The sequence below is a fragment of the Nitrosomonas sp. Is79A3 genome (assembly GCF_000219585.1).
Classification (GTDB): Bacteria; Pseudomonadota; Gammaproteobacteria; order Burkholderiales; family Nitrosomonadaceae; genus Nitrosomonas.
In genome coordinates, this window is sequence record NC_015731.1 from 2551056 (window position 1) to 2577992 (window position 26937).

General features: G+C 49.9%; 36 protein-coding genes. 3 read left to right on the forward strand and 33 right to left on the reverse strand.

Going from position 1 to position 26937, the window contains the following annotated elements; all coding sequences use genetic code 11:
* Positions 1-21: 21 nt before the first annotated feature.
* Positions 22-270 (forward strand): hypothetical protein, encoded by a 249-nt coding sequence (locus NIT79A3_RS19545; RefSeq protein ID WP_348225615.1) that lies wholly within the window; start codon positions 22-24, stop codon positions 268-270.
* A 635-nt stretch (positions 271-905) separates the two neighbouring features.
* Here the strand turns inward: NIT79A3_RS19545 and NIT79A3_RS11780 are convergent.
* The 33 genes from NIT79A3_RS11780 to NIT79A3_RS11950 all read right to left on the reverse strand — a co-directional run bounded on the left by NIT79A3_RS11780 (position 906) and on the right by NIT79A3_RS11950 (position 25971).
* A complete protein-coding gene (locus NIT79A3_RS11780; RefSeq protein WP_013966415.1) occupies positions 906-1220 on the reverse strand; it encodes a hypothetical protein in 315 nt (104 codons plus the stop codon).
* 61 nt (positions 1221-1281) lie between these two features.
* On the reverse strand, positions 1282-1800 hold the full coding sequence (locus tag NIT79A3_RS11785) for a hypothetical protein (protein WP_013966416.1): 519 nt from the start codon (positions 1798-1800) through the stop codon (positions 1282-1284).
* 39 nt (positions 1801-1839) lie between these two features.
* Positions 1840-2163, reverse strand: coding sequence for a phage holin family protein (locus NIT79A3_RS11790; protein ID WP_013966417.1), 324 nt, complete (start codon positions 2161-2163; stop codon positions 1840-1842).
* Positions 2164-2179: 16 nt separating this feature from the next.
* On the reverse strand, positions 2180-2476 hold the full coding sequence (locus tag NIT79A3_RS11795) for a hypothetical protein (protein ID WP_013966418.1): 297 nt from the start codon (positions 2474-2476) through the stop codon (positions 2180-2182).
* A 63-nt stretch (positions 2477-2539) separates the two neighbouring features.
* Entirely contained in the window at positions 2540-3064 is a 525-nt protein-coding gene (locus NIT79A3_RS11800) for a DUF4376 domain-containing protein (protein ID WP_198009352.1), read from the reverse strand.
* 34 nt (positions 3065-3098) lie between these two features.
* Positions 3099-4817 carry a hypothetical protein gene (locus tag NIT79A3_RS11805; protein WP_013966420.1) on the reverse strand — a complete coding sequence of 573 codons (1719 nt, stop codon included), beginning with the start codon at positions 4815-4817 and terminating at the stop codon, positions 3099-3101.
* A 3-nt stretch (positions 4818-4820) separates the two neighbouring features.
* Entirely contained in the window at positions 4821-5759 is a 939-nt protein-coding gene (locus NIT79A3_RS11810; RefSeq protein ID WP_013966421.1) for a hypothetical protein, read from the reverse strand.
* Positions 5756-9343, reverse strand: coding sequence for a hypothetical protein (locus tag NIT79A3_RS11815; RefSeq protein ID WP_013966422.1), 3588 nt, complete (start codon positions 9341-9343; stop codon positions 5756-5758). Before NIT79A3_RS11815 ends, NIT79A3_RS11810 begins: the two co-directional genes overlap by 4 nt.
* Positions 9343-9696 carry a DUF1799 domain-containing protein gene (locus NIT79A3_RS11820; RefSeq protein WP_013966423.1) on the reverse strand — a complete coding sequence of 118 codons (354 nt, stop codon included), beginning with the start codon at positions 9694-9696 and terminating at the stop codon, positions 9343-9345. The genes NIT79A3_RS11815 and NIT79A3_RS11820 overlap by 1 nt, the downstream gene beginning before the upstream one ends.
* 17 nt (positions 9697-9713) lie before the next feature.
* On the reverse strand, positions 9714-10040 hold the full coding sequence (locus NIT79A3_RS11825; protein WP_013966424.1) for a hypothetical protein: 327 nt from the start codon (positions 10038-10040) through the stop codon (positions 9714-9716).
* Positions 10041-10095: 55 nt separating this feature from the next.
* Complete coding sequence (locus NIT79A3_RS11830) at positions 10096-11028, reverse strand: phage tail tube protein (protein ID WP_013966425.1); 933 nt, start codon at positions 11026-11028, stop codon at positions 10096-10098.
* Between the two features lie 12 nt (positions 11029-11040).
* Positions 11041-11385, reverse strand: coding sequence for a hypothetical protein (locus tag NIT79A3_RS11835; protein WP_013966426.1), 345 nt, complete (start codon positions 11383-11385; stop codon positions 11041-11043).
* A gap of 14 nt (positions 11386-11399) precedes the next feature.
* On the reverse strand, positions 11400-11882 hold the full coding sequence (locus tag NIT79A3_RS17910) for an HK97-gp10 family putative phage morphogenesis protein (RefSeq protein WP_013966427.1): 483 nt from the start codon (positions 11880-11882) through the stop codon (positions 11400-11402).
* Positions 11872-12219, reverse strand: a complete 348-nt coding sequence (locus NIT79A3_RS11850; protein WP_013966428.1) for a phage head closure protein — start codon at positions 12217-12219, stop codon at positions 11872-11874. Before NIT79A3_RS11850 ends, NIT79A3_RS17910 begins: the two co-directional genes overlap by 11 nt.
* Positions 12220-12789 carry a phage head-tail connector protein gene (locus NIT79A3_RS11855; protein ID WP_013966429.1) on the reverse strand — a complete coding sequence of 190 codons (570 nt, stop codon included), beginning with the start codon at positions 12787-12789 and terminating at the stop codon, positions 12220-12222.
* Between the two features lie 57 nt (positions 12790-12846).
* Positions 12847-13122, reverse strand: coding sequence for a hypothetical protein (locus NIT79A3_RS11860; RefSeq protein WP_013966430.1), 276 nt, complete (start codon positions 13120-13122; stop codon positions 12847-12849).
* A 13-nt stretch (positions 13123-13135) separates the two neighbouring features.
* Complete coding sequence (locus NIT79A3_RS11865) at positions 13136-13351, reverse strand: hypothetical protein (RefSeq protein ID WP_013966431.1); 216 nt, start codon at positions 13349-13351, stop codon at positions 13136-13138.
* 73 nt (positions 13352-13424) lie between these two features.
* A complete protein-coding gene (locus NIT79A3_RS11870; protein ID WP_013966432.1) occupies positions 13425-13847 on the reverse strand; it encodes a hypothetical protein in 423 nt (140 codons plus the stop codon).
* A 70-nt stretch (positions 13848-13917) separates the two neighbouring features.
* Positions 13918-15231 (reverse strand): phage major capsid protein, encoded by a 1314-nt coding sequence (locus NIT79A3_RS11875; protein ID WP_198009353.1) that lies wholly within the window; start codon positions 15229-15231, stop codon positions 13918-13920.
* Positions 15232-15306: 75 nt separating this feature from the next.
* The gene (locus NIT79A3_RS11880; RefSeq protein ID WP_013966434.1) at positions 15307-16005 is read right to left on the reverse strand and encodes an HK97 family phage prohead protease; all 699 of its coding nucleotides are present in this window, start codon (positions 16003-16005) and stop codon (positions 15307-15309) included.
* The gene (locus NIT79A3_RS11885) at positions 15998-17152 is read right to left on the reverse strand and encodes a phage portal protein (RefSeq protein WP_198009354.1); all 1155 of its coding nucleotides are present in this window, start codon (positions 17150-17152) and stop codon (positions 15998-16000) included. The genes NIT79A3_RS11880 and NIT79A3_RS11885 overlap by 8 nt, the downstream gene beginning before the upstream one ends.
* A 158-nt stretch (positions 17153-17310) precedes the next feature.
* Positions 17311-19035, reverse strand: a complete 1725-nt coding sequence (locus NIT79A3_RS11890) for a terminase TerL endonuclease subunit (RefSeq protein ID WP_013966436.1) — start codon at positions 19033-19035, stop codon at positions 17311-17313.
* Entirely contained in the window at positions 19020-19538 is a 519-nt protein-coding gene (locus tag NIT79A3_RS11895; protein ID WP_013966437.1) for a phage terminase small subunit P27 family, read from the reverse strand. Before NIT79A3_RS11895 ends, NIT79A3_RS11890 begins: the two co-directional genes overlap by 16 nt.
* Positions 19539-20181: 643 nt before the next feature.
* Positions 20182-20685, reverse strand: a complete 504-nt coding sequence (locus NIT79A3_RS11905; RefSeq protein ID WP_198009355.1) for a hypothetical protein — start codon at positions 20683-20685, stop codon at positions 20182-20184.
* Positions 20621-20827 (reverse strand): hypothetical protein, encoded by a 207-nt coding sequence (locus NIT79A3_RS11910; protein ID WP_013966440.1) that lies wholly within the window; start codon positions 20825-20827, stop codon positions 20621-20623. The genes NIT79A3_RS11905 and NIT79A3_RS11910 overlap by 65 nt, the downstream gene beginning before the upstream one ends.
* Positions 20817-21044, reverse strand: a complete 228-nt coding sequence (locus tag NIT79A3_RS11915) for a hypothetical protein (RefSeq protein WP_013966441.1) — start codon at positions 21042-21044, stop codon at positions 20817-20819. The genes NIT79A3_RS11910 and NIT79A3_RS11915 overlap by 11 nt, the downstream gene beginning before the upstream one ends.
* Positions 21037-21342, reverse strand: a complete 306-nt coding sequence (locus NIT79A3_RS11920) for a hypothetical protein (protein WP_041360334.1) — start codon at positions 21340-21342, stop codon at positions 21037-21039. Before NIT79A3_RS11920 ends, NIT79A3_RS11915 begins: the two co-directional genes overlap by 8 nt.
* Positions 21326-23695, reverse strand: coding sequence for a VapE domain-containing protein (locus NIT79A3_RS17915; RefSeq protein WP_013966442.1), 2370 nt, complete (start codon positions 23693-23695; stop codon positions 21326-21328). The genes NIT79A3_RS11920 and NIT79A3_RS17915 overlap by 17 nt, the downstream gene beginning before the upstream one ends.
* A gap of 3 nt (positions 23696-23698) precedes the next feature.
* Positions 23699-24079: a hypothetical protein gene (locus NIT79A3_RS11930; protein WP_013966443.1), complete on the reverse strand. Its 381-nt coding sequence runs from the start codon at positions 24077-24079 to the stop codon at positions 23699-23701.
* Positions 24079-24408 (reverse strand): hypothetical protein, encoded by a 330-nt coding sequence (locus NIT79A3_RS11935; RefSeq protein ID WP_013966444.1) that lies wholly within the window; start codon positions 24406-24408, stop codon positions 24079-24081. Before NIT79A3_RS11935 ends, NIT79A3_RS11930 begins: the two co-directional genes overlap by 1 nt.
* Before the next feature lie 102 nt (positions 24409-24510).
* Positions 24511-24981, reverse strand: coding sequence for a phage regulatory CII family protein (locus tag NIT79A3_RS11940; protein ID WP_013966446.1), 471 nt, complete (start codon positions 24979-24981; stop codon positions 24511-24513).
* Positions 24982-25248: 267 nt separating this feature from the next.
* Positions 25249-25530, reverse strand: a complete 282-nt coding sequence (locus NIT79A3_RS18810) for a hypothetical protein (protein ID WP_156797077.1) — start codon at positions 25528-25530, stop codon at positions 25249-25251.
* 150 nt (positions 25531-25680) lie between these two features.
* Positions 25681-25971 (reverse strand): Cro/CI family transcriptional regulator, encoded by a 291-nt coding sequence (locus NIT79A3_RS11950; RefSeq protein WP_013966448.1) that lies wholly within the window; start codon positions 25969-25971, stop codon positions 25681-25683.
* Between the two features lie 97 nt (positions 25972-26068).
* Here NIT79A3_RS11950 and NIT79A3_RS17920 point away from each other — a divergent pair, with 97 nt between their 5' ends.
* Together NIT79A3_RS17920 and NIT79A3_RS11960 are read left to right on the forward strand one after the other, a co-directional pair.
* On the forward strand, positions 26069-26449 hold the full coding sequence (locus NIT79A3_RS17920; protein WP_013966449.1) for a helix-turn-helix domain-containing protein: 381 nt from the start codon (positions 26069-26071) through the stop codon (positions 26447-26449).
* Positions 26450-26517: 68 nt separating this feature from the next.
* Complete coding sequence (locus NIT79A3_RS11960) at positions 26518-26934, forward strand: thermonuclease family protein (RefSeq protein WP_013966450.1); 417 nt, start codon at positions 26518-26520, stop codon at positions 26932-26934.
* The last annotated feature ends 3 nt before the right edge of the window (positions 26935-26937 follow it).

Below are 26937 nucleotides of genomic sequence, written 5' to 3' on the forward strand. Positions count from 1 at the left end.
TCCAAACTCCGCTGACTCAGGATGTACCTCAAACCTTACATCGCGAATAGTATTGCACTCGCCACCGTCGATCAGAAACCCTTGTACGGCAGCGCCAAAATGCATCCCATCAATGACAAATCCATCGTCATTGATAGAGTGGAGATATCTGTAGGCGTTATCCTGCCGACATCCATACATCTGCAACGAATTGGCATCACGGTTGCGTATGTGTGTGCCGCCCATAATACCTGTGTTTGCCGATTTATCGACATTGTGGTACTCGGTTGACGTGTTAAGGTTAGTGTAAGTAAAAAGATTTATAAGCAGCGGAGACCAGCACTGATCCATATTTAGCAGCACGCAATCAGTATTACGCGCCACTGATTTGGATGCACTTATACGCACGTTTTGAAATTCAACGTTAGTGCAGCCGAATAAGTCAATTAATTTTTCCAGCGTACCCAGCCCCGTAAACTGAGTGCCGCAATAGATAGTTAGGTCACGAAAAGTTACGTTATCAACCGCTGTGTTGGCGAGTATTAAATTTGTCAGTAGGTCAGTAAATAGAACTGTAGCCCCAACCCCGTCTCCCTGTAAAGTTACGTTCATCCGTCGTCCAGATGACGTTTGTCCAGAGGCCAGATCAAGACCTGTATCCATACGATATCTACCTGTTGGAAAGTACAGTATCCCACCTTCGGAGTACCGTCCATTAGCGTATTGTATATTAAGGGGGATATCATCCAGGCGTGTTGCTATAGCGGTTGAATCAGAGACAAGTCCAAGTCCTGTAGCCCCGGCGGTTTTGACGTTGTACCAGTTAGGAGGCTGCCACTGTGTAGGAATGCCATTGGCAACCAATAGCCCGGTTGCTGGATCAAAAGAAATCGCACTTGACGGCAAGGAATATTGACTTGGCATGCTTAATTACTCCCCACCCAGTGAAGGTTTATCTCAGCGGTTCCGCTGGCCGTTATTGCGCCAAGGTAGCTTCCTGTATCCAGCAGAATGTCAGTTGCATTGCCGCCGAACAGCTCTATACCGCGCACGCTTCCGCTGGGCGGGGTTACCGTCTCGGCATCTACCTGCGTAGATCTTGCGCGCAAATAAACAGTGCTTCCGGTACAGCTCACTTGATATCTGCCACTTTCCACAATCGGCCCTATGCTTCCGGCAACAATTGTCGCAGTGAGTGGTTCGAACCCGGACCGGTCTTTTATATACATAGCATCAGACATTTTCCCTCCCGGAAAAAAATTAAAGCCGCATAAGCGGCTTTGTTGTTGGGCGAATCTGTTATTAGTGATCAGCAATTACATCAACCAGCGGCGCGAGTTCGGCGACACAGGCGTTGTGATCGATCGCTAATCTTTGCGCGGTTTCTGCGAGGTCTCGAAGGCGTCGTTCAACATCCCCGGGAAGTCGTATTTGTTCGGGGTCACCAGGCTGGCTGGTATTCTTGGTTTTTCCGGGCATGGCGCCGTTATCATCACAGGCTTCGGCGGTGATCCACAGCCCGCGATTAGTAGCACGCTGAGCGCGCATATCATTCTCAAGATTGTTAATCGCCTGGTCTTTTGCATTGAGCACCTCCATTGTGTTCTTTTGGTTTTTCTCGTTCTGTTCCGCTACGCGCTGCATGGCCTCACCCATCGCTTTGGCTATCGCATCGGTCTGCGCTTTTTCTTTTTCCAGCCACTCTGCGCGCTCTACTGTGCGGCCGTTTTGATGGATCTCGTGCACGACGAACCAGCACGCGCCAATTACCAGCAGGCCGCAAATGATGTCGGGCAAATATTTGATTAAAGATAAAGGCATATCAGCACCCGTAATAGTCTTTTACCCACTCGTCTTCGGTCATTCTTTATCCGAAAGCGTATTGACTCGTTTTGAAAAGGCTTGCTCGATCAGGAACAAAAGCCTGGTTCCCATGTGTCCGCCCACGCCGGATGCCGCCGCGCATACGCCAAGCGGCTGGTCATAGGAGGCAAGGATCATGAAAACGCCAACGCCGACAAGCCCGCTAGTGCATATCTCCCCGATTAGTTCAACAAAGTTGAACACTCTCGTGTGGCCCTGCTTAACTTTTGAATACCAGTTGACAAAACCACCGGCCACGGCCATTCCCATGGCAAGCGCCCAGGTCGCCAGCGACCATGTGGTCGGATCTTTGATCGGCATAGGTCTCATGTCCTATTTACAAGTAGATGCCGACAGAAACCCCGGCAGCAAAGCCGGATAAGAACAGGAAAGCAACATACAGCGGCGTGTATCGGCTGCTTTGCGCTTTCTCTATCAATGGGTCGATGATCTGGTCGGCCTTGTCGTTCGCAGTTTCCAGCGCACTAAAATGCTTTTCAGCATTCTGCTTTGTATCAGCAACCATTTTGGCAAGATCCTTGCGCAGATTCGATAGGCTGCTGTAACTAAGTGCATCCTCAATCTTTTTGAGATCTGCTGCGAGTTGTTCTTTGATTACTTGTATCTTTTCCATGCTGACTCTCCAAATAAAAGAGCCGCTGGTTAGGCGGCTCGTGTTAGTGTTTAAAATTACCGGTCACCAGGCGATAGCGTCAATACCCTCCGCCGTGGTTGCTTCATTCACCGCTGCTGTCTTTGTCATTAGGTTGTTGTCTGCGGCAAGCCCTCGCGCCAGGATCGCAGCACCGAGTCCCTGTAAATCTGCATAAGTCATTGCATGTGGCGTATCCGACGAATCCCGCCAATACATGTTCTCTGGAACGCTGCCAATTGCCAACACTTGGGCAAGCAGTCCCTGGCTGGCAGAGTCGGCGCGCCAGGTGTGGCCCAGGTATTCGATAGCCGCAAAATTCGCGGCCGTTGCAAGCGCGGTGAACTGCGCTATTTTTTCGGCGCGTTTTGCAGGCAGGATGACTTGGTCGGCGATTGCGTTGCCTGTCCAAACACCGTCGATGTAACTCCACCCGCCGCCCACGAATTGGCCTGGGATGCTGTCAACGGTTTCCAGCGTCAGATCGTTTGGGTCTATATTGCGAAACTGCCACCCGGCGCCACGGCATCCATCGCCATCCAGCACCAGGTCATTCCCGGCGAAGATCACGACGTTGTCAGATTGACGCTTGATGATTTTCATTTTAGGCAGCAAGCTCGATCGTTTTGGCGCTTAAGTACGTCGAGCTGTTACGGCAGACTTGCATAATATGTGTACTGTCGAGCGCGACAATGTCAAGGTATCCGTTCGACACTTCGACGCTTGATTCCAGTTTGTCAGCAATCGGCAGCGGGACGATATTGTCATCACTGGTAATCCTCAGCATCAGCCCATCCGCACCGAGGCTGCCCCCGCCAAGCCACGACACATAAGCTGTGTTATCGTTAAGCTTAACCACATTCAGTTCGATCGATGTCACGCCTCCGACGCGCAGCGCTTGGTATCGCAAGATAACCGGGGACGTTCCGGAGATGTCCAACAGCACGGCCATAATGTCGCCGTAAGTGCGATCGATGCCGGTCACTACCAGCGCACGGGTGGCGCTTAAAATAGCCAGGCCGAACGACAATACTGGAGAGGTTCCAGGCATCAAGGAGAAATCACGGACTGACCCGGTAGGTGCCGGTGTTGACACGCTGACAGATTGCAGCCGCGCTTGAATTTTGTTGCCGGTGTTGTTGCGGAAACAAACCAGCGCTTTCGTGCTGCTGACCTTCCCGACCCTCATGTATCCCCCAGCGCAGTTTGTCGCATCAGCAGCTACTTCAGCACTTGCGGTGATCGCGCTGCCTGAAATATCTAGTACCCTCTCTTTCGGAGTGTTTGCGCTTGATCCTTGGTACAGGCACAATAGTTGCGTTGAGGATAGCGCGGTCAGTGCAGTTCCGCTTCCGCCGGTTGCCGTGTCAATGGTTGCGACTGCGCCGGGAGTAATGTTGTTGCCGGAAATATCCAACACATAACCTTTGGTTGCGCCGGTCGATATTTTGTAAACCACAGTGGCTTGATTGCTCGCCTGAGCCGCAACGCTGATGTCCGACGAAGCCTCTGCATTGATGGCGGTCTGAGTACCGGATGCCGACCCGTAATTAATGATGACCGCGTATAAATAACTTGATACGCCAGTATTCCTGAAGCAACAAATCGCTTTTGTGCTGGTCAGCATTGCCACGGCAATGTAGCGTGAGTCGTTTGCGTTGATCACTTCCGCCGAATTGCCGGAATAAACCTGATCGACACCTTGCCCGCTCACGTGCCAGGTGCCTGCGCCTGTGCTGTTGTCGGAACACATCGCCGCGACGGTTTGCCCAGGATTTACATAAAACAGGAATGCGCCGCCATATCTGTGCACCGCATAACGATATTGTCCGGTGTTGACAAACACGAAAACCGGCGAGCCTTCGTCGATTGTTGTTGCGCTTGGCAGCGTGGTTTTCTTTCCGGATGCTGTCATTGCGATGTTTTGCAGCCGTCCGCTGGTTGCGCTCATCGTGATGTCCACCGCGCTGCTGGTAACATCCGCCCCGCCTGGTCCTGTTTTGGTCAACAAGCGCCAGTTTGTGGGGTCGCTCGCGGGATCAATAGTCCGGCTTCCGGTAGTTTTGCAACGGTAATTACAATAGTCAGTTGGAGACCAGGCGATATCGCCTTCGGTGTAACTCCCGGAAACCCATTTTGCTGCAGCGGCAGAGGCCGCATCCGCCTCGACATCGGCGGCCAAGGCTGCGATATCTTCCGCCTGCGCATTCATTTGTTCGATGCGCGTGCGCAGTTGATCCCAAGCCAGGTCGGCTTGCGCTTCAAAGGTTTGCGGATCGCCACTATTGGGATCTGCTGTGATCGGGTCGATTGTTGCTACCATTTTTTATAGTTCCTGAATTTCAATGTCTGCGATAGATTCGATTGCGTTTTCAACCGAGTACGAATACTGTTTGTACAACCCGATGGTGAAAAGACTTTCAAAATAACCGTCTGTCGTTAAGACCACTCCGGCCCAGAATGTCACCTCACCATTCAGGTCATCAATAATGTTTTTTATTCCGTTGACCTGTGCCTTTGCTTGTATCAATTGCAATTGATTCGCGGGCACATTACGCCGTTTTTTGATTTTCGCTTCACCGTCGAACGTCCTGGTAAAAGTGGAGAAATTCTCGCGCGTAACCTTGCCCTTGAACTGCGCTTTTCCGATATCGAAAGCGACAGCCGCTATAATCTGCCCAACCCGAACCTTTCCGACTGCTTTAACGAAAGTCAGCCTGAACGTGTAATTTGCATTTAGCGGCAGCCCACTGAAAAGGGTTTTGGCTATTTGCCGGAAAGGCGCGTAAGTCCATGTGTACCAGTCGTAAACATCTCTGGCCAAAAGATTTTTTGTTTCTGTGTGAACGATTGTTGCGCCATTCAACACATCCAGCGTCACCGAGTCCGCAATGATGTTGCCGATCGCAATTGCGCCAACCCTTGCGGCCGGATCTACACTGACGATATACGGAGAATCCGCGCTGTTCTGGGTGTTTCGATCCGATTGAAACGGCGCATACTTATTGACCGCGCCAAGATCGATCCAATATGCGTTATTCTCATCATCCGGATAGGCTTCCGGGATCTTGCCGGTTGCCGTATCGCTGGTGTGTGCCAGCTTGCATTCGAACTTGTGATACAGATCGCCGATCAAATAAGACCGGGTATCACCGACCGCGTAAACCGTAGCGTCCGCCCAGGCGGTTTCGCCGGTGTCCGGATAAGGCACCGTTGACGCCGTGACCATCGCGCCGCGGATGTTGATCGGGCGGCCGGTTATCATGCCGCAACAGCCTTCTGACGCATTGCCAGTCCGCTATCTGTTTCTTCCATCGCGTCTCTGAGCAAGCTGCGTAAGCTATCGCTCGAAACAGTTCCTTTCTCAACCTCCCTGACCAACTGCTTAATCGCGCCGATTAGATCCTGATTCTGTTCGGTGTTAAATATCCGCTCGCCACGCTCCACGATCGACAACCCAGTCTTGGGAACGAACGACGCGCCGGTAGCAAAACGCGGGATCGATGCCGAGTACAAACTGGATGCATTAGCAAGCCCGGTTTGCAGCATCGCTTTTTCAAAGTTGAACTGATCAAGTTCGCTGTTCTTCGCGTAGATATCGGCGGCTATTACGTTCTGTAAATCAGTAATCGCGGCTACATTCGCGCCTTTTGCACGCTGATAATCCAGTGATGTCGAAAAGCCGCCGGTCCCCATGCCGCTTAATACTGATAGCGCGGCTTGCAAATTAGGATCATACGGGTCACCATTTGAGACAATACGGCGCGCCGTGTCAACGGACATCAAGTTGATTGAGTTGACAGTGCCGAGAAGCTGATTGGCTATGTTGTCAAGTTCGCTGATCGCGCTCGTCGTTTCCTGGATGCTTTTGTTCAGACGCTGGCCGTATTCGGTATCATCCGCATTCCGCGCAACAATCTCGCGCGACGCATTGATTGCTGCCTGAGCGGCCGATTCTGAAGATTGCGCAAGTTGGTCTTGCGCATTTCTAACCTCAATGAATGCAGGAGCCAGAGATAGCAATGATTGCAAGGTTTCCTCGGACACACCATTGACTTTTCCGAACGATTGCACCAGGCCTTTGAATTGGTCTCTGGTCAAATCGGCCGATAAATTTAGTTTATGCAATTCATCGTTCAATTTTTCCTGAACTGGCGCAAGACGCTCAGCATCGGTCAGGAAATTTTGCGCAAAGAAAGCTGCTTTTTGGTTTAGCGCATCTATCCCACCGGCTGCATCGACAAAGCCAGTGCGGCCTTCGAAGCTGGCCCCGGATATGAAGGCGCGGGATTCTGCCACGGATTTGCCAAGGATCGTGGCAGCATCGGACAGCGCGTTGAATTCTGTTCCAAGGCGAGTAACAGTTTGCAGCGCAGATTCCCCACGCTTGGCCAGATCGTCAACCTGCGGGACAAGACCGCGCGCCAGGGAATCGGAAATTTTCGTTATTTCCCCGGCAATCTGCTCATCAGTGAGCATCTTGCCTTTATCGGATAAGATGCTGATAGAATAAGAGAAATTATCTATGCTGTCAGAGCTGATGCCGAGATCATCGGCAACCTGCCGCAGGCTGCTGGATGTTTGCTGTGTGGTCTCGTTGATTAAGCTGAAGGTGTCTTTCGCCACTTTCGCCAAGTCGTTCGCGAAACCAGCCAACTTCCCATTGTCGGTTGAAACAGCGCCGGTAACTGCGTCAATATTCGCGAAGTCTATTTTGTCCGAACGGAATAAGCCGCCCTTGGCCTTGAATCTTGTGCTCAACGAGCCTGATTCAAAACCACTCGCCCCGATTTCTCCGGTCAGAGACGTGCCCTGTTGCTTCATTGGGCCGCGGCCGAACAGACCGGCCACAATATCCCAGCCAGCTCCAAGGATTGGAATTTTCTGCATAAAATCAGTGAAGCCATTGCCCAGGGTTTTGTCACCGGCAAAAGCATTGCTCATTGTATTGAGTGCAAAAGCGCCAAGCATAGGCAGCGCAAATGCGCCCAGTCCACCGCCACTCATCATGCCGCTGATACCGCTAGTGATTCCGCTCGCGCCACCCTTCAAAAGGCTCATTATTCCGGCACCAGAGCCAACATTGCTTAATAGGCTTGATCCGCCGGATGCCGCGGCAGGAGCACTAAGTAAAGCCCCCGTGCCGCCGACTCCGCCGAATATCTGGCTCAGCCCCAACGCATTGGCAATCTTCATGGCTGCGAATTCTGCACCCATCCTGCGCACGGCATTCGCCACGCCGGATATCATGCCTTTCAGACCATCGTCGAACGGATCGAAGAGGAAATTGGCCATTGATGTTTGGATGTTCCGCGCGGCCTGAACGGCATACTGGTTCGTGTCATCAGCCATTTTCTGCGCAGATTGACCGGTGTTACCCAATTCTTCCTGAGCTTTCTTCAAAGCGCGGTTATAGCTGTCTATTCCCAAGCCACCAACCGGAAGGTTTAACAGCGTATTCAGCTCGTCAACCGTCTGCGCAAAACGTTCATCCGCAGTCATGTTTTGTTCTGTGATCGATTTCACGCGAGACAACTGAGACTCCAACAGCTTGGCGGCCGTCGTCTCGGATTCGATCTGATCGATTAGCGGGTCAGCTGCGTCCGACAGCCCAAGCTTGGCGGCTTGCATTTTCCTGATTTCAACGCTGGTCTTACCAAGCTGATCGGCTTCCTGCTGCAATTTGTCCATGAATGCCTGGCTCGCATCAATGGCTTGACGGGTGGATTGCGTGGCTTCTCTCTGCGCGGCTGGCATGTTTAGTGCGAAATCGATGGTTTTTTTCAGCCCGCCGTCGGTTGTGGCTGCTGCAAGTTTCTTATCGCCGTTTAAAACGGTATCAACGAACTGATTGAAATCATCAGTCGCACGAACAAGATCCTTCCCCCTTTCTTCGCCAATGAAGAAAGCGCCCTTGAAATCCAGATTAGCCAGAGCCACAAGCTGTGCAGCGGTTCCGCCTATCTGGCGGCCCACCTCATTAATAACATCAACCGTAGCGCGTCCGGCAATGGCGATACCTTTTAGAATGGTGGCGACGACAGAGCTGGTTGTGCTGAATTCCCCGAATGATCCGGAGGACAGGTTCGTGGCTGCGGCAATGTCCAATAATGTAGGCAGGAGATTCTGCGCCAACTGCTCGAATATGCTATCCACAGCAGCATTGGAACGCGCCAACGCATCATTAAATTCATCCGCCTGCTGCGCTGAACCGGCGGAGGATGCGGTGACATCATCAATCCCACGCGCCAGGTTGTTCAGGATCGGCAATTGATCCGCGCCGCTTTTGCCGAAAAGCGCTTGAGCGACGGCTGTTTTTTGGGTATTGTCCTTATATTCCTGCAGCGATCTGGCAACATCAATATAAACATCCGCTGCCGTTCTGAGTTCGCCGTTGCTGTCACGCGCGCTGACTCCGATGGCATCCAGCGCGCGCATGGCCTGGTTACCCTCATCATCGAAGCTGCCAAGACCTTTGGCCAGACGGGAAATACTTTGTTCGATCGCGCCAAAGTCATCACCGAAATTCTTGGCCGTCTTCTGGATGCGCGAAAGATCTTCAACGGAAGATCCGGTTTTCTGCGCGGCATCGTCGAGACTGGCCAGGATGTCAATGTTTTGTTTGGTTCTGGTAATGACAGCATCGATACCGACGATTGATGTAACCACACCAACCGCACCGGCGGCGACATTACCAAAAAATTCCTTGGCGCTTTGCTCGGCCTGGTCAAAACTTTTCTGCGAATTTTGGGCGAACTTGAGCGCTTCCTGGCTGCTTCTGTCTAAACCTTGCGTGTATTCCGCGTGGTCTAATGCCAGTTTGACTACTAAAGATCCCAGTGCAGACACTATTCTTTTTCCCTAAAAACGCTGAGCGCTATTTCTTCCATGAAACGAATGTCATTCATCAGCGAACCCCGGCGATGTTTGCGGATGTTCTGCATATTCATGAGCGATTCGACCGATTGATAATTAATCCCGATCCGCTTGCCGGATGGCGCAATTTGCCATTGTGTTCCGACTGACCGGAACAATAATACTGATCGCCAGTTATCTGGCCAGACATCGCAATCGTTCTCCGTCTGCCCAGAGAAACTTGCCGTTGCTGACGCAATAATCTCAGGCGGCGCGCCGCTTGCGATGAGGCCATCAATGACATTCTGATCGATCCCTAAGCCATTTGTTTGCGGGTCACCCGCCAAGTAGCGGGCGACCGCTTCTAGTTTTTTTCTTTCGCCTTGACGACGGAGCCCCAGAATACCAAAACGATTGCATACACTGCTTCTGGTATGTTTAACAGCACCTCAAGATTCTCAGGGGTGAATTCCAGACTATTTCCTTCTTGATCCTGAAAATCATCCCAGCCAGCTATCTTCCGTCTGAGTACATCAAGATGAGTGAGTCCTCTTAGCTCATCAAGCTCCTCGCGAGTTGCGCGAAAGAATTTTACTGTCAGCGTAGAGCGGTCATGACCGCAGCGGTCATTCGGCGTAAAGACTTCTGCAGTTGCGGAAAATGTCGGTTTCTTTGCGATTTTTAATGCCATTTTTATTCCTTTATTTATTTAATATAGACAGTTACAAACCAGAGCAGCTGCTCGGTTATGTAATTGCGATCGACAATTCGTCGTTGCCAGAACTGGGCTGGAAGTCGAGGCCCATGTTCAGCATGACTACGCCGTCTTTGTCTGCGTATTGGGGATTGATTAGCTGCACCTTGGGCCCGCTGATGGTGAAGATTTTTCCGGCGACTGCGCCGTGGGTCATTGATAATGCCGCAAGCGTTCCTGCCAGGGCGGTGTCGTGCCAGGCTTTTGTCGCCACCGAGGTCATCGGAATGGATATGCTGCCGCTGACTTTGCGATCGGATATGATCACTTCTTCCAGCGTTGGCATGTTGCGGTACACCACCGTATTGCCGCCATCAATCGACAAGGTGTCAAACGGTGTGCTAACACCATGCAGGGTGAATGCCGTGGTGTTTACTTTGTTGACTGCTTGCGGTGCCAGGAATGCGGTGTAGACCGAATCTGTCGGCAAAGCTACGTCCGTGGTGGTGGAATACAGCCCGGTGAATTTGATTGTCACCATCGGGATGCCGCGCGAGTTCAGGCTAAATGACGGGCTGCCAGCGCAACCAACCATTTTATGCAGCAGGCCATCCAGATAATAATAGATGGTGACTGTTTTGAAAGACGCAGAAATTGGTTTGTACGTGACGCTGGTCACAGCCACAACGGTTTCGCCGTAACCGCAGGCTTTCAGCAACGGTCCCCAGCCGGGAACGTCACCGGCTGCTGCGGTTCCTGCCAGCTCGAATTCGACTGTGATCTCGGAATGGTTCGATACGGCGACTTTGCCGGATGATCCCAGATAAGGCCGGACGTTGTTGCGGTCCGCGAACTCCGCAGATATCGGTTGCGCGTCGGATACTCTGGCCAATATCGAGTTTGCCAGGGATGTCGGCACAATATCCGTGCCGGACGTGGTTTCTTCTTTGCACGTCAGCACCACGTTTCGCATTAACTTTGCCATGCTCAAACCTCCTTAAGATTGTGTTCTGATTCTAAAATTCTGGAAATGCGCATACACGCCGGGCAATTCTTCAAACTGCGCGGATCCGCTTTCTTCTTCGGTGATGAACCCGGTGATGACTTCAATGGCTGACTGGATCGATTGGCTGAGCGTTGCCAGCTCGGTCTTGGTGTACGAAAATGTGGTGACAGTGATCACGTGCTGCGTATAGCCGCCACCGAGCACCCAGTCTGACTCGGGCGTACTGTCGATCTCAAACACCAGCGCCGGAAATGTGGGTTCCGGTGGCAATGTGTCCGCCCACGAGTTACTCACCACAGCGGTTAATGCTGTGGTGATCGTGGTTCCAATGGTCATGGGTTATTTGCGGATTATTTGTACTTGGCCAGATCTTTATCAAGCCGGTCTTGCATTGCGGTGACGGCTTGTTCTGATTTGTTTTCTAATGCCGTTTGAATGAATGGCGTTGCGTTCCGGTATTTGGTATTGAATTCCAGGAACTTCCAGTAAAACGGGTCGTTCTGCCTGCGCGTAACTACTCTGCCACTTTTGCCAACTTCAAGGTATTTGATTACTTTCTTACCGTTGCCAAGGTCACGGCCGTGACGCACACCCAGGTTGTATTGTTCGGTACCGGCTGGCGCTCTGCGCTCGCGCTTGATGGCAATGTTGCGGAGCAATGCGCCGGATTTCTTCAAGCCATGCGATTGTGCGATCGCCCGGGCTTCTGTCCTCAATACACTGCCGGCCGATGCCACCATCCGCCGCGCCGTCTTGATCGTCATATCCTGGCGCAATTCCAGGAACTTGGCTTGCAATCCTTGAATTCCTAATATTTGCGTATTACCGGCCATCTTTGCCCCCTGTGTCGCAGGTGATGATCAGAAATTCATTACCTTCCATGAAATTATTCACATGGCGGATGTTGTGATACCGGCCGCCACAGCTGATGCGCATCAAATTGGTCACGCCCGCAACGTAATAAATCGTGAATTCCGTTCTGGCTTCCTGCTTTTCCCCACCCTTTGCGGTGGCAGATCGCTCATTGCCGGACAGGTTGTTGACCTTGGCCCACACGTTCGCGGCAAAATCTGTCCACGAATCCACCATGCCGCCTTCCGCATCCTTGGATTGGGTGCGCTGCTGGATGGTGATTTGCTGGTTAAGTTGTCCTGCGCCTGGTGCTGGCATCTATGCGCCCCATATCCGGTAGCGGTCCAGCAGGTGATCGAAATGATCTATCCGGCTGCTAATTGTTCCGATCACAATCGGTTCACGGTTCTTAAACCAGTCGTTTATATGGATCAGCATCCAGCGTTTCAATTGTTTCGGCACTGCAGCTGCGCTGGCATAACCGGCCACGTAGAGAATGCGCACGTTGTTCACGCCGGTGTAAACATCCGGCCAGGATTTGTCGACAGCGAGAACGACCCTTGCTTTCATGTCGCTTGCTGCATCCAGCACGTATTCAGTGCTGGCCAGCGTTTGCTCTACGCCATTGGTGTCCGTATATTTAATACTGGTGATGCTGGTAACCGGCGGGTGTTGCAGCCACATTTCATCGGCGAAATTATCCAGCGACAGTTCCCACGTTTGCGGCATCAACGATAGCCCGGTGTCTGATTCGCACAATTCGCGCGCCTGCCCGATCAGGTCGGTGATAAACGTATCCTCAGCGGATGACGTGAAACGCGCTTGCGCTTTAGCCTCCGTCAGCGTTATCGGCTCGCTGCTTGGCGCTGTGATCAGTTTTACAGGCACGGGGATTCCTCCAACTGATTTGTATCAGCATGGATAGATTGTTGCATCATTTAAGTTTTATTGGTTTTCTGTTGCTGTTTCTGTTGATTCTTGCGCCACTTCCGTAGCCGGTTCCGGCTTGTTCCATTCGTGGCGTTTGATCACTGCATCTTGTTTATTCAGGCAATGATCTACTGCTGCAGGGCCCGGATCGATAGCGGTACCGAGCGATTTGATGATATCCGGATGCGCTTCGATGATGTCATCGGATTGATAATTCACGCCATCGAGCGTGAAGCCGCCGAGTACGCGTGCTTGCTGATATTTTGCTGGTTGTGATTTTTTGCCGGTCATTGTTATATCCAATTTATTCGACAAGGAACGCTATGCCATCTGGCGCAACACATTTCTGTCCGGCTGAGAGCGTGCCGGATAATCCGGATTTGTGCTTGAAACTAACCGCTGCACCGTCCTTGTCAGAAATTCCGGCCATGTCCACCGCTCTTTCGTAACTGATTTTGCATTCTGTGCAGTTAAGCGCCTTACCAAGTTCAAACTTCTTTCCGTTAATCGTTATTTTCATTTTCCACCCCAAAAGTAAAATATCCTGAATTCTACTACCCGTTCGCGCAGAGACTGTGCGAACGGGTGGCACATTAAACTGGCGGGTTGACTGTTGGCGCGCTTGCTGGATCGCCTAGAATAGCCATGGCGCATATCAGGGCAGCAGATGCATTGGCGACCGGCGTAATGGTTAATCGTGTATAGCGTTTCTTCCCGATATAACCTAATTTCCGTGTTTCGTTGTCATCGTCGAACTGAAACCCGGCCAGTAATTCAGTACCTAGTAAATCCACGTCAGCAACCGCGGCCGCGCCGGACATTCCGGAATCGTCGCTTTCTTCCAGCAGCACGGTGAATGTTGCGTCCGCATCGGCGATTGAGCCGGTTGCGATCACGTATTCAAGCGATTTGTAGCCTTGTTTATCGATAATTTGTCCAACCAGCGCCGTGGTACCAGCCTCTGAGACTGGACTTATGCAGCGCAGCGGGTGAATATTGTTGTGTAAATCACGCATTATTTTATCCTTTATCAAATGGTTTCAATAAGAACAGCCAAGCATTGCCTGGCTGGGTTGTTCTTTTTGATTAAGCCGCGAATTTCATCAGCTTGATGGCTTCAAAGTTTTTGACGCCGCCGCCTACTCGTTTGCGCATGTTGAATTTTGTGGTGCCTTTGGCTGTGATGTTGTCACGGATCAAGGCGATTCCCTTACGGTCAACGATGCGGTAGGCGCGTTTGAAATTCCCAAATGCGATTGAGTAGGAGTCTGTAGCAAGAACCGGCATGTTGTCGTCGATCACAACCGGAACGCCCAGAACCAGACCGCCAAACTTGCCCAGTGGGTCAGGATTAAACAGGTAATAACTGCCTGAACCGTCCTTGATTTGGCGCAGCGCTGCGAGTGTGGTATCGGCCATCAACATGGCCGCATCAGTGCGGTAAGTTGATTTTAGCGAATGAATCAGGTCGATCACTTTGTCTGCGGGGTTAGATGCGGCGAATGCACCATTTGCGCCGGATTTGATGAATCCAATCTTGTTCCAAGCGTAGCTGGCGTTTGCAACATTGGTATAGGTCAGGATACCGCGCGGTTTTTTAACGCCGGTGCCGTTGATGAAGGCATCGCCTTCTGCTTCACCAAACCCAAGTCCGGCCTCTTCCATGATGTCTGCCTCAACATCGAAGTCGGCATCTTCAAGCGCGCTGTTGAATTGCCACGGCTCGATTTCCATTTCTTCCGCATAGATTTCAATTTCCGCGTATTTAGGATTGGGTGTCTCTCCACCTGCTTCGCCTTCACCCGTCCAACGGGCAGCAACGCCGGATGTCTTGACGCGCATCTTGATTGATGCATTGCCGATTACCCTTACATCTGCCAGCTGGCGCATGGAGGATACGACGGACGCGACACGGTCGATTGATGCTTCCATTTCCGCATGGATGTTGTAACCGCCATCTACATCCGACCCACGCATAAATGCCTTCTTCTCAAGGTCTTTCAGGCCTGCATCCTTGCCATTGCGGATGAAGGTGCTGAATGCTGCTTTATATTCCGCGTGCTCTGGCGTGAGGATTCCTTTTGTTTCATGCATCTGCGGGCGGTTTGATTTTTTGGCAACTTCCTGAATATCCCGGCTAAGCTGCACAAGATCGGCATCGATCTTAGCTACTTTCTCCACGGTATCCGCCGGAGCGTAGCCTTTCTCCTCAATCGCCTTTAGTCTGTCGTCATTCGCGGATTTGTATTTTTCCCATGCTTCACCCTGTTTTTTAAGCAGTTCGGTAATTCCGCCCATATCTGTTGTGTCACACATCATGAATGGCAGCGCTGCTGCTACGCCAAACATTTCCGGTGAAATCAAATCTGCGGCTGTAACAACGTCGCAGGCGGTCAGCACAAACATGACGGTGACTACAAATAGTAATGTCCTGAATCTGGACTTGATCAGAAAATTCATTTCGGTTCCTTTTTATTAGTTGGACAAAATAGCGATGTTTCGCTTGATTTGCATTGCCAGCCCATCCATTTCCTCAGCGTCGCACTGACCAACGGATTTATAGCCATGAGCCAATATTCTCTTGGCTTCATTGCGGGAAAACCCTGCCTCGCGCAGGGCTTGTTCTGCTATGCGCACACCTCCATGGCCGTCACTCTTGACGTCAGTGATGCGCGCTTTATCGTTCGCCGGGAAGGTCACGAGCGACACTTCCATTAGCTTTATTTTGGTTAATATTCTTCTTGGTCCGCCTTGTTCCGTCCCGTTTTCAAATGCGACTGGGATATACCCGATCGACAACCCGCTGATAGCAGGACGTGGCGTCATCTTCATCAGCGCGTAGGCATCGCGGGCGCGCTGGATGTCTGCAAGAACGGCATAGATCTTCAGTCCGATCTTGTCTTCTTCCATGCTGTCAATGATTCCTATCGGCATCATGTCATCCGCGTCGAATCCGAATCCGCCATGCTGCAGTAATAGCGATGGCCAGTTGCCGGTCTTTCTGGCTTCCTTCAAGGTGTCAATGAATGCGCCTTTTCTGATCATGTCGCCGTAGCTGTCTACATTTTCGAACACCGCGCCGTAACCGGAAAATTCCATAACACCTGTATTGGTGCTTTTATCATCACTGGACGCAAACTTAAGTTCCATAAGATTGCAATTGATTCTATGCATTCGGCGTTCCTCCTACGTTATCTGTGCCATTGTCCGCGCCATTGTCTGCAATTGACCCAGGCTGTTCGGTATTCATTGGTACGCGGTATTCATCGCCGCCGTCGTACGGGTTAAGTTCTTCGTAAGCCCTGATTTCATTCGGGTTAAGCGAGCCGATGTTAAACATTTTTGTGAAATAGTCTGCACGGTCTTTCATTGAGCCGCGCATTAATCCGTTTACATTAAATTTTGGGTAATATCCGGCATCAATCTCAGCGTCTGTCAGCAAGTTGACTGCCGCAGATTGCTCTATCCTTGTGCACCACGGCACCATCGTGTGCACGACGTGTGCCAGGAACATTTGCTCTGAGCTGGCGTATGTCATGGCCTTGTCGGCATGTCCCACCATGATCGGCATGACGCGCGCGCCACGGCACATTTCTTCCACTTGGAAACGTCTTTGTTCTAAATGCTGGGCATCAATGCCTGTCATCGCCATGGATTGATATTTCAATCCACCGTACAAAACGGCTGTTTTGTATGCATTGACATTGCCACCGTAAGCTTCTTCCCATGCGGTCTTAAGATCCTCGCGCTGTTCTTTGGACAGCGTGGTGTCTGACGAGAGCACCCCTCCGACCCTTGCACCATTGCTGAACATGCGAGAACTATGCTCTTCCGTTGCCAATGCCAGACCGATCGCCTCACGCGCAAGCTTGATGGCATCCATGCCAACCACGCCATTCCATGATGGCCCTCTGATATGCCACATATCCTTGGCTGGAACAGGAATCACTCTTCCCTTGCCGACATAAACTTCGTATTTTCTCTCCCATCCATCGCGCACAACGCGGACTTGATCCGGCTCGAACGGCAGCAGTTCTACGATTTCGCCACGCAGACCGCCGCGATTGATGAATATATACGCGTTGAATTTGACCGCAAGGTGAAGGCCGATCTGTTCGCGCAATTCAAATGAGGTTTGATAATCATTCGGCTTGAGTGATAGCAGCCTGTACAGAGGGTGACCTTTTGCAGGATCAGATCCCCTTCCATCAACCCTTTCTTTGTGCAGTTTGAACGGTACCTGGGCGATGCCTTCAGAGATTACCCGCGCGCAGGCAAAGAACGTGCTGACTTGTATTGCTGTTTTCCAATCAACCGACACGCCGCTCTTTGACGGCTGAATTCCAAGCAGGTCTTTGTATAGATCTCGAGTGGCAGAGGCACTTTTCTTGTTCCAAGGAACCAGGATTCCTGTGTCGGAACCCTTGTGATATCCATGAACTTCTGTTGAAATTTTAGAACTCATTGGAGCCTATGGGGTTACAGGACAAAGATGCCGACTTCGTTTTGTTCTTTTTGCGTCATAGCTCTGGATAATGCTGTGAGCAGCGCTATGGGACCGTCAATCTTGTTTGATGCACGCTCTTTTGTTGGATGTTTCAGTCCCGTAAATTTTGATTCTTTGACCACAACATTACCGGTCATCCAAGTAAATGCAGGGTTATCACGGAAGATTAACTTACCTTCCAATACCAGATTCTCTAGTTCAGTTACCGCGGAGGTGAACATCAATCCATTCTGCTTCATCTCAACAAGAGGAAGAGAATGATCATTAATTAATTTTGTCGCAAAATATCTTGATAAGGCAGGGTCAAACGGTATTTCTTGAAGATCGAATATCTTTGCTGACTTAACCAGGTCATCAGCTATTTGATCGAAATCTGTTACATCACCCTCATTTCCGATAATGTATCCATCATCACGCCAGCCAATTAGCTGACTGTTTTCCGATTCTTCGATGGCGGTATCATTCAAATATAGGAACGGAAATACATACAGCGTGCCATTACGCCAGAATACTTTCACCGTTGCGGCAAAGTCTTTCTTCTCCGCAAGATCCATTCCAATCCAGCATTTCTCACCATTGAAATCTGCTATATCTAACGACGGATCACAGCATGATTCCCATTTGATCATGTCCATCCAGGCTTCTGCTGCAGAAACCCAGACGTTCATGCGCTTTGTCAGAAAGTTATTTCGCGCAGTTGAGAGTTTTATTGCCTTATCAGCAAGCCTACTTATGTCATCCGGGTATACCGATACATTAAAATTAGGGTTGCATTTCTTCCAGGTGGCTGGGTTCTTCCAGTCATCACCATCGTCAATGGTGTATATGATCCCGAAGTACGTATCATCTTGCGCCGGGTTTCCCTTCACCGGATAACCAAGTCCATCATGCAATGCTAGCGTGGCATTCAGGATGCTCGTCACATAGGTGCGTTGCTCGTAGCATATACCGCTGGTGTCATCTCCGGCCGTCGTGATGCACCATACTAGCGGCTGGCTACGTGCCCCAGTGCCGGTCTCTATTACGTCAAAGACATCCCTAGTCTTATGAGCGTGTAGCTCATCAACGCTGGCAAAGTGAATGTTCAGCCCGTCTAGCGTTGATCCTTCAGATGACAGCGGAATATATTTCCCGCCATTGATTGTTTCGTAAATACTATGTTCTAAAACACCAACACCATATCTCCGTCTGAACCCAATTTCCTTGATAGCCATCGATCGGGATGTATTAAATACAATCTTGGCTTGATCCCTTGTTGTTGCTGACGAGTAAACTTCCGATCCGGGCTCGTCATCAGCCGTAAGCATGTAGAGAGATACTCCGCTTGTAAGAGTGCTCTTTGCATTCTTCCTAGGGACTTCAATGTATACGGTCCTGAATCTTCGGTACCCGTCTTCTTTTCTCAGCCATCCGAACACGGTTGTGAGGATGAATATCTGCCACGGCTCAAGTATTATCTTATCGCCAGCCCATCTCCCTTTTACGTGCGGGAGGAGCTCTATGAATCTACAGATATGTTCTGCCTTCGAAATATCCCATTTGAATAGGAAAGAATCACAGTTCCTGAGTTTCTCTAAATCATCAAGCTGTCGACGGCATGCTGCCTTCGTCCACTTGCACGCGGTGGTTTCACCACTTAAAACAGATTGTGCATAACTTAGGGCAGCATCTACGTAATAACCTAAAGGGCGTTCCATCCTGTTTTCGGTGCGTCTGGCTTTTCGAATCCCGGTAGACTCTGTTGATTTTCGCTTGGAGTTGCCTTCGTCCTCGAACTGGGAGACATTCCGAATTCTGATGCAAAACGCATCATCCGCTCGTAAGCACGATTACGGATTTGCACCCAAACGGACATTTGTTGATAACCATTCGGAGTCAAGCCCACAAGCCCGGCCTCCCCTTTAGGATCTTTAGCATTCAACTCTGCAATTTTTTTCTCGCAACAAACGACTTCACCCCATGCTGAGCAGTACGCAGATATCGCTGCGCGGTCAATTTTAGAAATTAAACCTAGAATCTTTAACTCTGCAGTGATCCGCTTATATTCTTTTCTTGCCTCATCGTTTAAATGCGCTGGGCAACTAGGAATTTCAACGACAGGATTAACACCGCCAAGAAATTCACCTAATGGTTTCTTACTCGGATTTCCCCGTAACGCATGAACGTTGTCCGGGAGCGGTTTCGGTCCTCTTTGCCCCATAATTCACCCCCAAATATGAGAGGTAAGATATACCCCCCCTCCAAAACTCCCGCGCATAAAAATCTGATTAAGCGAACGGTCTATAAACAAAAAGTCACAGACTTTCAACCCGCCCCCGCCTACCGAAACCACCATCTTCTATAGCTGTCTTTCTGTCATGACAGGTCTTGCATAAAGACTGCCAATTATTCCTATCCCAGAATAATTTAGATGCAATATCAATCTTAATATGATCTCCGCTCTCTATCGCTTCGCCAAGCCTGTGCGGAACTATATGATCAACAATAGAAGCGATTTCTACAAATCCTCCAAGATCACACCTAACGCATAACGGGTGTTTTTTTAAATATCCTTCCCGAGCTTGACGCCATTTATGCCCGTATCCACGCCCAGAAGATGACTCCCTGTTCTGATCTTGCAGCTTCTTATCACACGACCTGTGCTTATCACACCTAGAAACACCACGAACAAGAACATCGCAGCCTGGGTGCGCGCATGGTTTCTTAGCTGATATAAGCAAAATATAAAAACAAAAAGCCAGAACCTTACTGATCTGGCTTTGGTAAATGAATACTCCAATTCAAATGGGCATAAAAAAAGCCAGCACGCAATGGCTGGCTTCTTGTTTACTCTGTGTGTGTGGTTATGCTGTACGTACTTCTAAACAACTTAACATATTAATATCATTTCTGTGCACGGATTGCAAGTTTAGATTCAAATTATTTGCAACCAACTTATGCGCTGTCTCCAAGAAATTGTAATACTGACGCTTCGAACACCCGAATCTATAAGCCTTGACAGAAGAATCCTTGTACGAGTCGACGTACTCAATACGCAAAACCAACTTGTGAACATCACCAGGCAAATCACTAACAGCCTTATTTGTTTGCACACACTCCGAATCCAACGCCGCGCCCTCCCATCCATCACCAGGAGGAACACCGCCAAGCCTCATGAATGCTGATTGAGATGGAAAACCATTTGCCACACCACTAGCCATCTTCCACCGTCCCCAACGATTCAACCTTGAAACAACCGTGCCCTTATCAAACGTATACAAGCTATCCATCGCACACCCTCCGTTATTTATCGTCGAACCATTTGCACCGATGACCAATCCTAGGCACACCAGCCTGCTGAGTTTCATTCCTGACATCACCACACAACACCCGATCAAACACCACCTTATGCGCCTTGCAAGCACGGCACCCAAGCTGATCCATCTCCAAGCGCTCTACCACATCAGCCGGGTCGCCGTACATAAAACTTCTCAGCGCGCTACTTTGCACGGCGCTTATCCTTATCATCAACACAGAACGCAGCAGAATCAATGCACATCTCGCTAGCCTTAACCAGGCGCTCAGGATCAATCACAGAAGCCTTGCCAATCTCCCGCCCATTCTCCTTGGCATAAACCAGCTTCACGCCATCGCCAAACACAGCCCGACAATGATCAGCAAAAGCAATCACCGAAGGAAACAACCGTCTGACCTCGCTATTATCCATTCAAACCTCCGATAAATTGCCAGGGTTCCATACCTGCATTGAGGTATGGATCAGGTGTGGAAGTTGGAGAGCCTTTATTCATGCTACTCTTCCATACCTTCCATACCTTCCATACCATAAACACACTACGCATACACGTGCGCGCGCACGCACGCACACCCGCACGTATGTGCGCGGGAAGGGGTAGGTATGGAAGGTATGGAAGGTATGGAATAAGTCCTATCCATGCGCCTTTCCGGGTTCCATACTTGTTCCATACCTCAAGCGAGGTATGGAACTTTTCAGAAGGAAATGCCATCGCTATCCCCTTCAATCTGACCATCCCTGTCCCCAGTTCCGCCGGGAGTGCCCGGTGGCTGATACCAGAACCTAATCAGATTTGACCTTTTTTCGATACGTTTACAACCTAAAATTATCAGCGACTTCCCAACGCGCGTCTGTATATCCCGCGTCAACCTTGCCGCATCGATCTTCATAAAATCAACCGCGTCGATCATCCGGAAATCGCTTACCTGCTGCTTAACGAAGCCAGCCAAAAGCTCGACATAACTATCCGATTGATGCCGCTTCAACTGCTCAGGATCGAATATGCGCTTCTGCTCTTCAGACGTAGGCCAGAAGCGTTTACCCTGCTTGTACAGCTCGTAGGCTTCGGCAAACAACTGATCCCTGACAGCGGCCAATCCATCGCAATCGATGTCATAAGCGCACTCAATCGGCCAAAAACGCCGCCCGCCAGTCTCATCTTTGTTCCAGCCCCAATTCACATTGGTGCTTCCCCCAAAGACAAGCTGGCGCGGGCTGCGAATGTCCCTGCGACCATACGGCGGGCGGTATTCGTCGATCTGGCGTGATAGGAATGACTTTTGCCTGGTTGCCTCAGCGCGCGCTATCGAATCCAGCTCGGCGAACTCATACAACCACTTACCGCGAATCGAACCCATAGAATCTTTATTATTCAGATCAAGATCAGTATCGCCGAACCACTCCCCAGCCAAGACGCGCAACATCGCCGACTTACGCCTACCCTGAGTGCCTTCCAGAACCAGGCAGCAATCAAACTTAACGCCAGGCTCCATCACTCGCGCCACCATGCCCATCAGAAACCAGCGGGAAACACGCATTACATAAGGCGACCGAGGCGCTCCAATAAAATCCGAAATCCAATAATCACCGCGCTGCACACCATCCCACTTAAGAGATTTCAAATAATTGCGCACCGGATGGAAACCATGTGCCCGCGCCAGCGCTTCGACGGCCTCCCCCACTTGCGCGGGAGTAGGTGCAAAACCATATTCACGAGTAAGCCACATGGAAGCCTGCACATCGTCATTCGCCTCCCACTCACCAACCGCACCATGATCAAATGGCGGTGCCTTAAGCTTATTGATGGTGTAGGCAAACTCATTGAACGCCAGCACACCATTCCATCGTTTATCACTGCGCAGAATGTCGTAGATATTCGCCAAACACGGAACAATCTTGTAGTCTTTATTCAACAACAAGCCGCCATCATTCCGATTAACCGTGCCGCGTTCTTTGATCTTTGAGGGTGCCTTACGAACATTCTTGATGAACTTAACCAACGCCTCAGCATCCATCCCTTCCGTGATCGCATCCGCAATATCCCAACCACCAGGCTTATCACCAGGCTTAGGAATATCCACGAATTGAAAATAAACGTCCGGATTGAGTTCAAGTAGAATTTTATGAATCTCGCGCATTGCACGCATGCCCGGCTGATCGGATTCTGGCAATAAAGGCACGGAATTAGGATCAACACCGGCCTCACGCTCTTCTTTGGTCAGCTTGCGGCGCTGCGCATCACAATCAGCCCAGGCGTAAATTTTTCTTCCGACCAGGGGAGACCAATCAACTTTTCTGACCGCCTTGGTTCCACCAGGCCATGTAACAACATCAAACTCTAAGCTGAGATATCTAATTGCCGCATCTGCACACTTCTCGCCCTCAACCAGAAGAATTGGCGTATCATCATCAGGATAGAATGCCTGTACCGGATACAACGGCCGCGGCTCAGGAAATCCAATCCATCGCCATTCCTGCTTGCCATCATCACGATTGCGGCAAAAACAAACCGGCAGCGTCTCCTTGCCGCCATCCGAAGTCGTGAACCGGTAAACATATCCATTTACCCGCTCATCAGCACAGTCCTGATAATAGGTATAAACAACATCCGGCTTGCCACGCGTAAAATGCGCAACCGGCGGCACAGGCGCATCATCAGGCGCCGGCATAATGGGAACCCACGGAGACTTCCTATGGTCAGATACTTGAGGCGGCGGATTGTTAACTACTCCCGGCTCTGGTTTACGTTCTCCTTTAGACAAATGCACGCCAACCAGATCAGCAACAATCTTAGCCGCCTCCACCTGATCAATGAAATGAACGTACGCATACAAACTGACCAAATCACCACCAGCATCACCGGTCGCGTTATCGATCCACTTGCCCGTTTTGGCATTAATGACGAATGATCCCGGGTGTTTATCATCGCGCGTCGGATTGCGCGGCTTGTATTCATCCCCGGACCATTCGCCACCCGGCACCCAATCGGCCAGCAAATGGCGCGCACTCGCCAAAGCAGTCGCTGCGATTAACTGAAAGTCGATTGGCTGGCGGCGGGGACTCATCGCTTATCCCTCCTTAACCTCAGATGACTCACATTTCTCCAAATTAAGAGTGTTATCTTCTGAATCAGGAGGCACCTGAGACACAATCCCCTTCAGAGTAATGCCACCCTCAAGCAATACGTATTTGTATTTCGGGTTCAGACACAAATCAAGACTGCAAAGAACATCCGTCCGCTGCCTATCAGTAAGACTTGACGCAGTCTCAAAAACAACAACATCACCGCACTTAAGATCTAGTTCTCTTACAGAATTGACTACCTGAGAGCACGACGCATCCTCTGGAGAACAGAAGGTTTTTATAAACAAAAAGGCTGACAAACCAATAAAAATACATCCAGGAAACAAGAAAGCAGTCGACAGCAAAACAATAAAATTAGCATCCATCACACCTCCAACCCAGCATGATCCCGCAACACCTCAAGCACCCAATCCGGATCCAGCCCAAGCCAATCACAAAAAATCACATGATGGCGCCGCTGGAAAAAACTCTGCGCAGCATGCCGGGCACGTTTCACGCGCATGGAATCTTGGTACGATTTACGCTCACCAACCATCAAATCCATAACCGCATTGCACAAAACCGCCATCCAAAGTCTTTGCTCTGCCAGCTCAACATCCGCCTGGCGGATAAACAGTTTCATGATCAGATTGGCCTTATGAATACCACCAATCTCATCAACCGCATCATTTTCAAGCACATCAATAGCTCTCATCTCAAATCCTCCCAATTAATGCAACCATCCGGCTACGCACGCTGAATTGTGCGCTGGCTGCTGCGGCGGGCTCATCAAAGGAGACATCATGACGAATCTTATTCATTTGTTTTTCCTGTTCGATTTTGTTTCTTCACTCACGGCCATAAAGCACTCCAACCGGCTCATCACCTCCGCCGATGCCGCAATAAACTCGTTATATTTTCCGCGTATCCGAACCAGCTCATCCCAGTCGATATCACCGCTTTCCATCGACTTGCTGATCTCTCTTGCCCATTCGCCCTGCTGCGCCTGGAGATCCAAGAACAAATCAAGTATTTCCTTATCCGATAGCGCTTCAAAATCAGGCTTCTTTATGCACATCAAACCGCGCTGATCGGCAAAGTACTTTGCAATCTCATCCGTATCCGCAATGGTTGCAATCAGATCAAGCTCATGCGCGTAAACATGATGCGTGTCCAAGTTCGGATTGACCTTGTTCTTGAATGTGTTTTGATTTATGCCAAGATCCTCACCCAGAGAGGTTATCCCGTATTCCTTGGCTATCCTGAATATCAAGTTATTAATGCTCATTTGGTCAATTCCTCTTGTTTTGGCCGTGGTATTCAAAGCCACAGCCATTTACTATGCATGCATCAAAAAATCATCTCTCAATTTAACTGGGAGTTTCCCCAATGTTGATAAACTAGGAAGTTCCACCCACCTAAAATCAACAAAGGAGAAACAATGAGCACATACGAAGTTGCACATATCCACGAACAAGGCCAACACATGATCATCATTCCCCTAAATAGTAATTTCGCGAAAAAAACTCAGGATGATCAGATAAAAATAAAGAACTCACTTCAAGCCTGCGCCAATGATGCCAAACTCAAAGGTGTCGTTGTCCCCGTGTGGAAAGATGGGAACAACATGATGTTCATCGCCCCACCTAACTGGCATGCCTTCTATAAGTCCGTCAGTTGGGACTGGGTCATTACAAATCTCAACAAGACTCTTACTTGCCATTAACCGATCAACAGACTCCATGTTTTCTTTGGCTATTCTGTCCCACTCCATGCGTAGCTCATCAGGGCTTAAATTTGGGTCTAATGGTGGCAAATCTTTAACAGTGCATCTCATAGAATTTCCCTCATGAAAATCTTTGAAACCCTGCCACAGCCCGAGTTAGGAGCGAACGGCGGCAGGTAAAGGAGCAGTACACTGGGTTCTCCCAGATATCCCACTTTTAACCGAATGGGCGCGGCGCAGTAGAAGGTTAAGAATGTCTGGTTAAGATTGGCATGCGCATTCGGCTGTAACTTGACTGTCAACCGACAGCTCAGGCCATATTGTTTCCCAGTCATCAGGAAATAAAATCTGGCGTGTTATGGCTGAATTAGTCACCTCTTCAATCTTCACCGCAAGCCTGACAAGCTTGTCGTCAGGAATATTGCCAGCTGATCGCCAATCACTCACAGAGGGAGGTTTGATATTGAGAATCTTGGCAACAGCGAATGTGCCGCCGAGAATGTCAATAATCTGACCCGCTGTAATTTGACCAATACCAATAGCTGTTTTCATATGCATCATCCAGTAATAACTTAAATCATATGTTAGGCATTACTTATTACTATGTCAATAGGCATTACTTATTTAATTAATGTTAGGATTAACTAATATGCAAACACTAGCCGAAAGATTAAAGATTGCGTTGAAGGGGCCGCCTGAGGTCACACAGAAAGCGCTGGCTGATGCCTGCGGTATACAGCCACCCTCTGTCAGCGAGTGGTTATCAGGCCGGACAAAGAACATGGAAGGCGCGAACCTCTTGGCAGCCGCAAAATTTCTGCGAGTGAATCCTGATTGGCTAGCTACCGGGAAAGGCGAAATGCGCCCAAGCGACCCAACAAAATTGGTCACGCAAGATGATCTTGACCTCGCGGAAATAGCGGCGATCTACAAAAATCTAGACCCAGCTAACAAAGCAAGAGTAAAAAGCATTATTAAGATTATTGATGATCCAAGCGCCACACAAAAAGCACAAAACCATGATGATTAATAACATCTTAGAGTTAAGCGATTGGTGCGAGAAAGATCCCTGCAAATGCAGGATAGGATGAATCTTAAATGTTATCAGAAACCTTGCTTTGCTTCATTTTGTTCGTCACTAACGGCGATACCGTAGTTGCTAATTGTGATCATCATCAAATCATTGTCAGACTGGCGGCAATTGACGCGCCGGAGAAAAGACAGGATTTCGGCATTCAATCAAAGCAATCGCTGGTGGAACTGTGTCTCTATAAGAACGCTGAGATTACTCCAAGAACAAAGGATCGATTCGGACGCATGGTAGCCTATGTGAATTGCGCCGGAGTCGATGCAAATAGCGAACAGATTAGACGCGGCATGGCGTGGGTTTTTGATAAGTATGTGACTGATATAAGCTTGTACAGCCTACAGAATTCTGCCCAGTCGAAGCATAAAGGCCTATGGAAACACTCTTCACCGACACCGCCTTGGGAATGGAGAAAAGCAATCAACTAATTA